The organism is Segatella intestinalis (genome assembly GCF_029348455.1).
In the GTDB taxonomy this organism is placed as follows: domain Bacteria; phylum Bacteroidota; class Bacteroidia; order Bacteroidales; family Bacteroidaceae; genus Prevotella.
The window spans coordinates 36,634-49,759 of sequence record NZ_JARJVV010000021.1; the positions used below are offsets into that span (position 1 = coordinate 36,634).

Annotated in this window: 9 protein-coding genes and 1 pseudogene; 6 read left to right on the top strand and 4 right to left on the bottom strand. The window is 42.5% G+C overall.

Annotation, left to right across the window (positions count from 1 at the left end; all coding sequences use genetic code 11):
* Nucleotides 1-325 precede the first annotated feature (325 nt).
* From P3T48_RS12925 to P3T48_RS12940, 4 genes are all read left to right on the top strand, one after another.
* Complete coding sequence (locus P3T48_RS12925; protein ID WP_276506946.1) at nt 326-1,534, top strand: ABC transporter substrate-binding protein; 1,209 nt, start codon at nt 326-328, stop codon at nt 1,532-1,534.
* Between the two features lie 830 nt (nt 1,535-2,364).
* Nucleotides 2,365-2,625: a type I restriction-modification system subunit M N-terminal domain-containing protein gene (locus tag P3T48_RS12930; protein ID WP_346429601.1), complete on the top strand. Its 261-nt coding sequence runs from the start codon at nt 2,365-2,367 to the stop codon at nt 2,623-2,625.
* Between the two features lie 199 nt (nt 2,626-2,824).
* Nucleotides 2,825-4,033, top strand: coding sequence for a DKNYY domain-containing protein (locus P3T48_RS12935; protein ID WP_276506947.1), 1,209 nt, complete (start codon nt 2,825-2,827; stop codon nt 4,031-4,033).
* Nucleotides 4,030-4,593: a hypothetical protein gene (locus P3T48_RS12940; RefSeq protein WP_276506948.1), complete on the top strand. Its 564-nt coding sequence runs from the start codon at nt 4,030-4,032 to the stop codon at nt 4,591-4,593. Before P3T48_RS12935 ends, P3T48_RS12940 begins: the two co-directional genes overlap by 4 nt.
* On the opposite strand, the pseudogene P3T48_RS12945 reads toward P3T48_RS12940, so the two are convergent.
* Nucleotides 4,570-4,755: pseudogene (locus P3T48_RS12945) on the bottom strand (hypothetical protein); the annotation flags it as partial. The gene P3T48_RS12940 and the pseudogene P3T48_RS12945 overlap by 24 nt on opposite strands.
* A 443-nt stretch (nt 4,756-5,198) precedes the next feature.
* On the opposite strand from P3T48_RS12945, the gene P3T48_RS12950 reads away from it, so the two are divergent.
* Nucleotides 5,199-7,472, top strand: coding sequence for a TonB-dependent receptor domain-containing protein (locus tag P3T48_RS12950; protein WP_276506949.1), 2,274 nt, complete (start codon nt 5,199-5,201; stop codon nt 7,470-7,472).
* Nucleotides 7,473-8,069: 597 nt separating this feature from the next.
* Here the strand turns inward: P3T48_RS12950 and P3T48_RS12955 are convergent.
* Nucleotides 8,070-8,591, bottom strand: a complete 522-nt coding sequence (locus P3T48_RS12955; RefSeq protein ID WP_134843744.1) for a ferritin — start codon at nt 8,589-8,591, stop codon at nt 8,070-8,072.
* A gap of 282 nt (nt 8,592-8,873) precedes the next feature.
* Here P3T48_RS12955 and P3T48_RS12960 point away from each other — a divergent pair, with 282 nt between their 5' ends.
* Nucleotides 8,874-9,632 carry a helix-turn-helix transcriptional regulator gene (locus P3T48_RS12960; protein WP_276506950.1) on the top strand — a complete coding sequence of 253 codons (759 nt, stop codon included), beginning with the start codon at nt 8,874-8,876 and terminating at the stop codon, nt 9,630-9,632.
* A gap of 6 nt (nt 9,633-9,638) precedes the next feature.
* On the opposite strand, the gene P3T48_RS12965 is transcribed toward P3T48_RS12960, so the two are convergent.
* Together P3T48_RS12965 and P3T48_RS12970 are read right to left on the bottom strand one after the other, a co-directional pair.
* Entirely contained in the window at nt 9,639-10,232 is a 594-nt protein-coding gene (locus tag P3T48_RS12965; RefSeq protein WP_276506951.1) for a hypothetical protein, read from the bottom strand.
* 50 nt (nt 10,233-10,282) lie between these two features.
* Nucleotides 10,283-12,610 carry a TonB-dependent receptor domain-containing protein gene (locus tag P3T48_RS12970; protein WP_276506952.1) on the bottom strand — a complete coding sequence of 776 codons (2,328 nt, stop codon included), beginning with the start codon at nt 12,608-12,610 and terminating at the stop codon, nt 10,283-10,285.
* Nucleotides 12,611-13,126: the final 516 nt, after the last annotated feature.

Consider the following 13,126-nt stretch of genomic DNA (forward strand, 5'->3'; position numbering starts at 1 on the left):
GATTAACTGAAGTTTCGCAAGTTTTGCCCCACACGCCCTGAAAGGGCAGAAGCTCTTAGCCCAGGGCATCGCCCTGGGTACAATGACAATCAGCAAGGCGCCCTGTAAGGGCAAAAGCTTTGTATATTGTCCGGTATTTTAAAGCTTTTGCCCTTACAGGGCGACAGGTTTGCTGCCGTAATTCCCAGGGCGATGCCCTGGGCTAAGAGCTTCTGCCCTTTCAGGGCGTGCTGCTTCTGGAACTTCTGGGCCTTCAGCCCGTACTTGAACCATATGTGAAACTTGAGTTTGATTAACTTCATGAACTTCCATTATAAAAAAAATCATGTCAATTACAAAAAGGTATTATCAACATTATAATATACTGGCGCTCTGTGTGCTGGTATGGCTCTCTGGCTTTATGCTGTTGTTCAACTCGTGCGGAAACCGAACTGCTACAGTCCAGGCTTCGGGCGACACCATCCAACTCGACTATGCCAAGTACTTACAACTCATTCGCCACGAGGGTTATACAGAGGCTGTGGTGCTCAATCCCTGGAAACAGGGTGGGGAGCTTCATCGCTATCTACTCGTTCCCAAGGGGGCAGAAGGCGACGAGGTGGCTAAGAAACTGGCCGACCAGAAGACAGCAATTACAGGAACAACGCCCTGCGACATCCTGCGCACACCCCTGACGAAGAGCATCATCACCACTTCAGCCCATTGTCAGCTGCTCTACGAGCTTGGCCGTCAGCAAGCCATCGCGGGCGTCTGCGACCTCGAATACATCCTTATTCCCGATGTTCAGAGGCGTACTTCACACAAGTCTCGTCCCTATATATCCAACTGCGGTTCCAGCATGCAACCAGATATCGAGCGCATCATGTCGCTCCGTCCCGACGCCCTGCTTCTCTCGCCCTTCGAGAACAGCGGCGGTTACGGCAAACTCTCGGCCTTGCAAATACCTATCATCGAGGCTGCCGACTACATGGAGACCTCGCCCTTGGGCCGTTCTGAGTGGATTAAGTTTTACGGCATGCTCTACGGTTCCGAAAAGGCTACCAGTCTTTTTTGCGGCATAGAGAAATCTTATCTCCATTTGAAAGCCTTTGCAACCAAATTGCCCTTAGGCTATTCCATCCTTACCGAGCGCAAGACGGGAAGCGTGTGGTATGTTTCTGGCGGATGCAGCACCATAGGCACCTTGCTGCAGGATGCTCATGCCCGTTATCTCTTTGCCGACGATACCCATAGCGGCAGTCTTCCCATGAGTCCTGAGCAGATCTTGGCAAAGGCTGACGAGGTGGATGTCTGGGCGACAAAGTATTGGGGCGACCATCCTCTCTCGCGTGCCGAGTTGCTGCAGGAATATCCCGGCTACAGCCAGCTGAAGGCGATGAAGACGGGGCGAGTCTTTCAGGCAAGCACCAGTTCGCAGCCTTATTTCGAGCAGACCAGTTTTCATCCCGAGCGCCTGCTTCGAGAGTTTATCATCCTCTCGCATCCCGAGACCACCCGTTCGTTGGGAGCGTTGAGGTATTATTTGCGACTATAGACATAAGTAGTCAACTGTAAAGATGACTAAAAAATAAGTAAGTCAATGTGAATTATAAATAAGGCATAACTGAGTCTACTCGTATTGTCAATAATATTTAGAGTGGTCAACTAAAATCGTTCAATCACACAACAAAAATCATTAAATCACATAGAAATCACCGTTCAAAGGCTTTGAACGGACATTCAAAGGCTCTGAACGGACATTCAAAGCCTTTGAATAGAACTTTTATAGGCTAAACAGAACTTTTATATAGTATAAGAGAAAGATTTCACCAGTATTAAGCGACCTTTTCTTTGGGTTATAAGGCATAACTCGCTCTAATTTGGACTTTGATTGAAAATCAAGAAGTTGGGCGTTTGCCTATATTATATAGTTAACAATATGGAAACGAGCTATATTCTTTTTCTTTCTCAACTTTGCAATATACAAAGAACGCTTTAATTACGGTGCAAAGATAAAATTAAAATCTGGAAAAACTATTTTTTTCTCTCAAATTACATTTTTTTAAGAGGTGAACATTGATTGCCTATCTCTTTAGAAAATTACAACTTTACTTTTAAGCCAAAACCTAAAAACAGAGCCATAAAGCCTCTAAAATAAGTATAAAAAGTCGGATTTGTAGTATCTTCGGCTAAAATCATCTTATAAAATGCTAACTTTTTGCTTTTTATAATAGATTATCGCAATAAATTATTATTTTTGTATGGTAAAATGCAATAATAATATGAAGTTAAATCGCATAAAAATTGCACAGATATTGTCTGTGGATATGAAGGAACTTATCTCAGACGCGAAAGAACGTAGTACTAAATAAAAGACAAGACATAATGGAACTGTCACAATATAACTTTTTGTTCTCGTTCATCTGGAACATAGCCAATGATGTACTTGTGAACGCTTTCAACAAAGGCGATTACAAGAAGGTCATTCTGCCTATGTTGGTGTTGCGCCGCATTGACGTGCTGCTTGAACCGACAAAGGATGCAGTTATACAGATGAAAGAGCAACTTGACAACAAGAGCTTCCAGAATGCCATCAATGAAAGAGTTTTCCAACAAGTGTATAGCAAAGTATCACAAGGACTATAAAACAAGAAAGAAATGAGCAAGACTATTATGAAATATTTATTGGCTTTATGCCTTATTTGTAATGTTGGCAATGCGTTTGCACAACATCGTTATTATTGCGAGGTAAAGGGTATTGAGAAATACCTTTCTTCTGCTTTGAAAATAATCTTCGACTTCGGGACAAAGGCTTCATATAATATTTACAAATTATAATGTAGCTATGAAGAGATTTATGTTAATATTTTGCTCCCTGCTTATAGCATTCGGAGCAACAGCACAAAGTAAGTTAGGTTCGCAAACTCCTAAGAAATCTATATTCATTACATCAATACTTTTGGTATTGATGACCCTAGTTTCATGTTCTGTCGGATATAAAAACGATGGTAAGGAGGTAACATGGAATACGTGGAATGAAGGAACCGGTTATACTTCAAGTCATGTTGATGCAGACCCAAAGACTTTTGAAATACTGAATGATGATTATGGTCGAGACAAGAAACACGCATTCTACGAGGGCGATATTATCAAAGGTGCCGATGGCGGCTCGTTCCGTGTGCTTACCAAATCGTATGCAGCAGACAATACGCATGTATATGTTTCCGGTGAATTGATAGAAAAGGCGCATCCGGCAACATTCAAAGTGCATTCCTACTATTTTGCAGAAGATGCCAACGATTTTTATTGGGATGGGAAAGCACTGAACGTAAGAGATAAATCGACATTCAAAATCTTAGGCAGTTCAGATTCTTGGGAAACTCATTGGGCAAAAGACAAATACAATGGATACTACCTTGCAGGAGGTGTGATTACAGATATCGATTACGAGACTTTCCACCCGATTGAAGCAAAGACTCCGGACCAATCAGGAGACTATGCCGCTGACAAGCACAAAGTGTTTTTCAGGGACAAGGAGGTTCCCGGTGCTGACCCTGCGACGTTCAAGGAAGTGGACTTCTATATAGGGCAAGACAAGCACAGGGCTTACAATAAAGGGATTCCAACCCAAATAAAAGATTATTCCAAACTCACCGAAGTAGGCAGTTTGATGTATTCCGACGGAACGAATATCTACGATTCCCATTTTAATATCCTTCCTAAAGCCGATGTCGCGACTTTCGAGCATATTTCCGACAACTGGTACAAGGATAAATCGCATGTCTGGTGGAGTTCCCAATTAGTTGCCGGGGCAAATCCCAAAACTTTCCAGCCTGTGTCCGAGGGAGGTTTCGGGGGAGATTTCAACTATGGGAAAGATGACAAACATGTGTTTTGGAACGACTCCATCATTCAAGGTGCTGACCCCGGAAGTTTTGAGAAGATGACATTCCCGGACGGCGACAGTTGGACGGTGTTCGACCGCAACCGAATATATGAAGGCAAGGATTCTCCCAAACTGCGTGAATATCTGAAAAAGAAATATGGGAAATGAGTATGGAAATCATGCTGCGCTATATAGTCGGAATCGCTATTGCTTATGGCATAGGCAAATGGATATATCAGTCGATACGTTCACGGTCGATTGACTATTTTTTATTGGCGATTATCGCGCTTATGGGTGCAGTTTTATGGCTTTCAAGAGGGTTTCTTATCTCCAACCGTGTATATGATTTCTTGATGATTGTCGTATGGCTTGTTGCTGTCGGTTGTTTTATCATTTCCCGAAAATCCCAATATGGCAAGTATTTGAAATTTGCTACTGTTGGCGGTCTTTCTACTTTTCTTGTGCTTTTTGTCTATTGGAATGTAAAAGCGGAGTCTATCAAACCGACAACATTGACAACTCAGCTGAGGGGATATTCAACAAGTAGAATAGTTGAGGTATGTTTCCGTTATAACGAAACTCCATTTCGGAGAAGTTACAATCTCAACCAATACCCAAATGTAAAGCTACTCCCTGAACAGTACGATGTAAGGCTGACAATCAAACCTATCTCGGCCAATGTTGCCAAACTTGAATCAATAATACTAATTCCAAAAAACAGAAAATGAAGCAGTGGTAGAAAATTCGGGGTTTATAATCTTTGAAATTTTATAAGTAGCCATTTCAACCATTTCATGATGATGGCGAATAGAATCCTCGTAGGCAGCAACACGATTTCTTACATCATCTATAACTTTCTCATCTTGGCAAACAGAAAAATACTTTTCGATGTCCAACGAGACGAAGACATAATTGATAAATTAAGAACCCAAGTTGATGTGTATGAAGATTCCGTCTATCACTACCACAAAATGATTGAGATTGCATTCTATAAAGATAGTGTAGCAAGACAACTTATTAATGAATCAAATAGAATAAAGATGCAGGTAAACCGTAAAAAAAGTAAGTGAAAATGTCGTTTTAGCGTTATTATGCAAAGTATAATCACGTACAACGTAGTTTAATGCAATTTAAATATTTCCGAAAAATTACTCGGTAAAAAAAAGTCTTTATATCTTTGCATCTGGAATACAAAATGAGGCAAATAATTGCAGTTTGCTTTCGTTAGTATAAATGTTTGACCACATTTACGAAAAAGTATGTTTGATTAAAAAGTAGTATTTTGAGAAAGTTTTTCTTTACAATAGTTGTGTGTCTCTCAACAATGTCCCAAATGATGGCGCAAAACATTTCAGGAAAGATTGTAGATGCCAAGGGAGAGCCTTTGGCATTTGCAAATGTAGTGCTACTAAACCGTCAAGATTCAGCATTCGTCAAGGGGACTGTGAGTGGAGAAGATGGGCATTTTACCATCGACTCTCCTTGCAATGGCGGAATCATCAAGGTAACTTCCGTAGGCTATAAGACAATCTTCAAGGACTGCAAAGGTGAGAATGTGGGAGTTATCAAGATGGAAGAAGACAGCAAGATGCTCGGTGAAGTAGTTATAAAATCATCTTTGCCGAAGACCGTTTTGAAAAATGGGGGAATGACAACAACTGTTGCCGGATCTGTGCTTGAAAAGGCAGGAACAATGGAGCATCTGCTCGACCGCATACCTAACGTATCTGCACAAAATGGCAATATCAAGGTGTTTGGACGTGGCGAGCCTATAATATATATCAATGGACGACAGATGAGAGACAGAAGCGAACTCGACCGTTTGAGTTCGGACAACATCAAGTCGGTTGAAGTAATATCCAACCCAGGTGCTCGTTATGCTGCAAGCACTAAGGCTGTTATACGTATCACCACAAAGAAGATACAAGGCGATGGATTCGGATTTGACGCTACAACAGAAGGATCGTACGACGAGAAAAAGAACATTGGAGGATATTGCAGGCTGAATATGTATTACCGTAAGAACGGATTGGAGTTTGGCGCTTACGCCTTTGGCGCAAAACAATCATCGCCAGACGAGAAAGACTTGCAGCAAATGACATATCTCGACAAGATATGGAATCAGCAGGATAAAACACGTTGGAAGAACAAAACCGAGACTTTTAGTTCTCGCTTGAATGTCAGTTATCAGTTTGACGACAACAATTCGTTGGGAGCAAACTTTAGTTTCTTACGCAATCCAAAGCTGATAACGGACGGAAAGACGGAAGGCTCTGTACTGAGAGATGAAGATCTGACTGAGACTAACACTTCTATCAGATCGGAGTTTGGGCAGAATAGCAACTTGTCAAGTAATATATATTATGTAGGCAAGGTAGGGAAATTGGGTATTGACTTCAATACCGACTGGTTTTGGTCTAAAGGAAACAATAAAAACAATATAGATGAGCATTATCAGGAGGTAAGCTCTGCAATACAAAACCAACTTGTAAACAGTACCACTTCAAAGTACAACCGCCTGATAGCTTCCAAAATGGTGCTCTCTTATCCGCTCTTAGGTGGCGACTTGTCGGTAGGAGGCGAGTATTCGTTCACCAATCGTAACACCAACTATGCCATCATACCAAACACTCTTTCCGATAATGTAATAGACCGCATAAAGGAAGGCATGTCTTCTGCGTTCGTTATCTATAGTCGTGACTTTGGCAAGCTGAACATGGAAGCTGGATTGCGATACGAGAATGTTGATTTCAAATATTATGACGATGGTAAGTATATGGCGGAGCAAAGCAAGAATTACGGCAATTGGTTTCCGTCTCTCAGCTTTTCTATGCCGTTTGGCAATGTACAGATGCAGCTGAGCTATGCAGCCGACATCGATCGTCCTAACTACTGGGTATTAAGAAGTGGTGTGCAATATAGCAACCACTATACATACGAGACTGGTAATCCGTTTCTTGTTTCAGAGATTTCAAGAGATATCAGTTACGACCTCGCCTACAAATGGCTGACTTTCAACCTGACTTATGAACATGTATCCGATCCGATATATCAGACTGTAGAGATGTATAAGGACAATGCCACAATAGGATTGATGAGGATGATAAATGGCAAATCTTACAACAATGTGTCTTCTGTACTCACCTTGCAGCCAGCCTTTGGCATCTGGCATCCTATGCTGTCAGCTATGGTTGAGAAGCAATGGTTCAAGTTGGAGACAAGGGATGGACATTATCTTAACAAACCTGTAGCTGAGCTAAAGCTCAACAACACCTTCGATACGAAATGGGCGATGTTCTCCGTTATGATGACTTACATCACAAAGGGATACGAGGAAAACCATTACATCTACAAGCCGATGTTCAACACCGACCTGTCTATATACAAGGGCTTTCTGAAGGACTGCCTGACTTTCCAGCTTTATGTCAACGACGTGTTTGGCACGAACGACAGTCACATAATAGGCAAGTACGGCAAACTGAAGGAAACCATCTTCGATGAGTTCTCAACAAGTAAAATCTCATTGACAGTCCGCTATAAGTTCAATGTTACTCGAAGCAAGTATAAGGGTACAGGAGCAGGTCAAAGCCAGAAGGATAGAATGTAATTCTACGATGTTCTTTAAAATGAGAAAAATAACAATTATACATCAACATGACTCCATACAATGCAGGTGTTCGGATAAGCTATATCCGAACACCGCCTACTATCTCCATAAAGGTTCATTTTCCCATCCTTGCGGAAATCCCATGGCATGCAAATCTAATTGTTCATCTATATTTATCGGTTGTTTGTCGTAGTTCATATACCCATATAAAAAGCGAAGTCCCACCGTGGTACGCATCGTTGAGAGGCGTGGTGGGATTTGTTGCTGCAAAAATACGCTTTTTTTGTCGGAATCTCCAAATATGTTCTTAGAAAACTGCATTTCTGGGATTTAACACAAAAAGTTCTAATTGCCATAAAATTCTCATCGTAATTCATTGGATATTTAGAAAATTATCGTATCTATGTCCCCGAATTAAGGCATTCTTTGTATATTGCAAAATACAGAAACGAGCGGAAGTCCACTCGTTTCCATATTGTTACCTATATGATATAGGCAAACGCCCAACTTCTTGATATTCAATCAAAGTCCTATTTAGAGCGAGTTATCCGTCATTAACTATCAGTTCTATAAGGATCTTGATTATATACTCATTTTTTACGCCTTGTTGGCCAATGGCGCTGCCTGGGTATAGACTCTTGCGCCAAGCTCCTTGTCGAGCATGTATAGACCATAGCCGTTGTCCTTGATCATGCGAAGGTTGTCGATGATGTTCTGGGCGTTCTCCTCTTCCTCCACCTGCTCATCTACAAACCACTTGAGCATGCTCTGTGTGGCATAGTCATTCTCCTGGGTAGTGAGAGCGAAGAGGTTGTTGATGAGGGAGGTAACCTTCTGCTCGTGTGCCAAGGTTGACTCGAAGACATCCAATGGATTCTCCCATGTGGTAGGAACGGCATCTATAGCCTTCAATTCCACGTGACCGCCACGCTGGATGATGTAATTGAACATAATCTTGGCATGGTCTTGCTCCTCCTGAAACTGAACCTGGAACCAGTTACCCATACCAGGGTTGCCGTTGGCATGGCAATATGCCGCCATTGACAAATATAGGTAAGCTGACCACATCTCTGCATTAATCTGGGCGTTGAGCGCCTCTTCTACTTTCTTATTTAGCATGGTTTTCTAAATTTAAAGGGTTAGACTTTTTGTTTGTACCATATATGAAGAATGGCAATTCTTTGCCTTTTCTTACAAGCACATCGCAAAGTTACGGCTTTTATTTGAAATGACAAAAAGTATTAGGAAAATTTTATTCATGGAAGATTCAATCTCTGAAAGTATGGTTACTCAACTTTCGCGTGTACGAAAGTTGAGTTAATTATCTGTAATAAAACAATACCATAGAGTTGTAATCAAATAAAATCTTGTACTTTTGCGGACGAATATTCAGAATAGTTTATGAATAAAGAAAAAGACGATTTCTTCCTCCATTCCAACGAGGTGAATCATATCAACAGAGAAGATTACGACAAGATAGAATTATTGGTGAATGCGGCAAAGGCTTTTGCCCGCAGTACCTACCAGTGTGTCTATATCATCGACTATTTTCATCAGGATTTCATCTATGCATCAGACAACCTCGCTTATCTCTGCGGATTGGAGCCCGAGCAATTGACGGAGGCTGGCTATCAGATGTATATAGACCATGTTCCGGATGCTGACCTGCAGATGCTGCTCGAAGTGAACAAGAAAGGTTTTGATTTTTTCAATGAATTGCCTGTGGGCGACCGTCTGGACTATACCATCTCGTACGACTTTCATCTTACCAATGGCAGACATAGCCGATTGATTCATCATCAACTCACTCCGATACTTCTTTCTGATGATGGAAGAATCTGGCTTGCCCTCTGCACCGTATCGTTGGCGGCAACCGATGAACCGGGACATATCATCATGCAGAAGAATGGTGAGCGTAGCTATTTTGAATATTCCACCTCGCGCCACAAGTGGGAAAAGAAAGAAGGCATAACCTTGAGCGAGACAGAGAGAGATGTTTTGAGATTGTCTGCCCAAGGTTACACGATGAATGATATTGCCGACCGACTATGCAAATCGGTGGATACGATAAAGGCTTGCAAGCGCAACCTTTTCGCAAAGATGGGCGTGAAGAACATTGCCGAAGCGCTGTTTCATGCCACTAACTATCAGATGATATAATCGCAATCATATCTCTTCCAACAATGGCGAGAGATAGAACTTGGGGAAGTATTTCACCTCCTTGCCTTCCGCAAGGTTCGCGAGAATGTTGGCACAATAGCCGGCAGCAATGTATGCCCCGATGCCCAGTTGCGGGAAAGACTCCTCAGAATAATGTCTGATGGCTTCATCCACCCAAGGCACGGGCATCTGCCAGAACATACCGTACTGCGAGATATACTTGCCTAATGAGCAACGGAAATCATCCGAACCTTTCTTCACTACTTCGCTGAATGGATAGCCTTTCGGTTTCTCTACAGCGAGAAAGGCAGCCTTGCCAAGATTGACGGCATGGATAACGGGGATGCCCTGCTCCTTACATTTCTCATCGAAAGCAAAAGAGGCTTCGTTGTCATGCAAGGTTGCATTCACCGCATACCGGATGCCCGACAAGTCGCATGCATCCACATCTTCCATCGTCAGCGTATCCTTTTCTATGCGATAGATATGAAATCTATCTTCCTGCCGAGGGCTTTTATGGAAGTCATGGCGCAAGGCACAGGAAGCTATCAAGCCTCCCATGTCTGCACCACTAATCAACAATTTTATTGGGTTGTTCATTTATAGAGAGATTTATTGTCATTACACTATTACCGGATGCTGCAGACAGATTACATTCTGTTCTTCTGACTTTCTCCTGCACCCGTACCCTTATATTTGCTTCTTGTTGTGTTGAACTTATACCGTATAGTAAGAGACACTTTGCTTTTTGACTGTATATCAACAATCATGTCCTTCATTTTGCCAAAATGAGCAATCATGTGGCTCATGTCTGTTCTAAACAAATCATAGACAAAGAGCTGGAACGACAAACGGTCTTTCAAGAAAGACTTATATACAGATACATTGGTACAAAATCTTGGTTTATACAAACATATATTTCTATCATATCCTTTAGTGGTATACGACATCATCCACGTTAACATTGCCAACTTGGTGTCGAAGGTGTTATTAAAGTTGAATACTGCCATAGGATTGTTGGATATTTTGCCATCATGTGCATCCATATCAAGCCACTGCTTTGCCACAGATGCCGTAAATGAAGGATGCCAAATGCCAAACGAAGGGCATAAGTTGACGGAAGCTTCTACATGATTATATGCCTTTCCATTCACAGGCTTAAGCAGTCCTATTGCTGGATTGTCTTTGTAAGTCTCCATATTCGACATCATCGTATGCGAAGTATGGCTGTAGGTCATATTGAAAGTCAACCACTTGTAAGCCAATTCATAGTTAAGATTTTTGCTTATCTCAGACACTAAGAATGGATTTCCCGTTTCATACGTGTAGCGGTTGTCATACTGTATGCCGCTGCGCAAGTCATGATAGGGAGGACGGTCGATGTCTGTAGCATAGCTCAACTGCATCTGTACCTTGCCCACAGGCATCGATAAGCTGAGCGATGGGAACCAATTGCCATACGACTTGCTTTGCCCTGGCATATACTTGCCATACTCATAGTAATTGAAGTCAATGTATTCGTATCTCAGTCCTGCTTCCATGCTCAATTTTCCGAAATCCCTTGAATATGCCAAGAATGAAGAAGCCATGCTTTCTGTTATACGGCTGTCATCATCCGACACGAAGTTGGTTGGCACAACCTGATACTTGGATGTGCGATGCGTGTTGGAATATTCACCACCCAAAGATAACTCACCGCCCAACAAAGGATAGGAAAGCACCAACTTGGAAGCCAACAAACGATATTTCTTGTCAGTAAGGCTATGAACCGTCTGGCTCTGCGCGTCCATCCCCACTTCCTGATATTGCTCTTTTGTAACAACGTCCTCGTTATTCTTCGACCAAAGCCAGTCGGTATTGAAGTCGATGCCGAGTTTGCCAATCTTTCCGACATAGTAAACATTGCTTGAAAGTGTGCTCTTCTGCTCGAAGAAATTAGCGTGGCTGTCAGAGCTTTCTGTCTGATCTTCGTCTTGCAATATAGCAGTAGTCATATTGGCTTCGCAGGTCTGTTTCGGATTTCTCAAAAAGCCAAAGTTGGCACCTATAGAGTTGTTGGCATCCCACTGGTAGCTGGCATCCAGGCGGAAGTTCATGGCTTCGATAATATCTACTTGTCTTATCTCACTTTTCTGGTTCCACGTCTTGTCAAGATAAGTCTTCTGCTGTAAATCTTGATTGTTTGGCTGGTACTGCTTTGCCCCAAAGGCGTATGCGCCCAAATCCAAGCCATTCTTGCGATAGTTCATATTCAATTGGCCAAATCCGCCGAAGTTTTTCTTCTCATCATATTCACCTGTGGTTGAGGCATCAAATCCGAAGCCCTCGCCCTGTATCTTCTTCGTTGTGATACGGATGACCGCCTTGGTGCTGGCTGCGTAACGGGCACCAGGGTTAGTGATGACTTCCACCGACTTGATGTTGTCGGAATGCAAACGGTCCAGCTCGCTCTTGTCTCTCATCTGTCGTCCATTGATATAGATAACAGGCTCGCCGCGACCGAATACCTTGATGCTACCATTCTGGGCAGACACGTTAGGGATGCGGTCGAGCAGGTTCTCCATGGTTCCTGCCTTCTCAAGTACGGATCCGACAACGGTTGTCGTCATTCCGCCATTCTTCAGGATTGTCTTAGGCAGGGATGACTTCACGACAACTTCGCCGAGCATCTTGCTGTCTTCTTCCATCTTGATAATGCCCACATTCTCACCAGTGCAATCCTTGCAGATAGTCTTATAGCCTACGGATGTCACCTTGATGATTCCGCCGTTGCAGGAAGAGTCGATGACAAAGCTGCCATCCTCTCCACTCACTGCGCCCTTGACGAAAGCCGAGTCTGTTCTATTCAATAATACTACATTGGCAAATGCCAAAGGCTCGCCCTTCATATCCATCACCTTGCCGATGATATTCTGCGCCATCATCTGCGTCATAGCCGAGAGGCACAACGCTGTGGTCAAAATTACTTTTTCCTTCATATTGCTACAGTTTTGCTTGATTTTTTTTATTTTTCTGCTGCAAAAGTATTGCTTTAAAGGAAAAAGCCTTTGACACAAAAGTGTATTTCTCAAGAGTGCGGCTTAAGAATTACACTTTTGTGTATAAAAAGAAAGATAAATAGCGTTTGGTGATAGATTTTTAACTCAAGTTTCACAAGTGGTTTATGTACGGGCTGATGGCCCAATAGCTCTTAGCCCGAGCAATGGATACAAGCAGCACGCCCTGAAAGGGCAGAAGCTCTTAGCCCAGGGCAGCGCCCTGGGTATAATGGCAATCGGCAAGGCGCCCTGTAAGGGCAAAAGCCTTATAATTTGTTCGGAGTTTTAAAGCTTTTGCCCTTACAGGTAGGGTGTTCAAAATCCGTTTAAAATTCGACGCATTTTTTACCTATGGTATTGATGCGTTTCACTGCCAAATTTGGAGAGAGGTTTGCATTAGTCCATTCTTTAATGTGCCGATGTCTTCCTTCCTCCAAACGTTCTTTAAAATCAAAA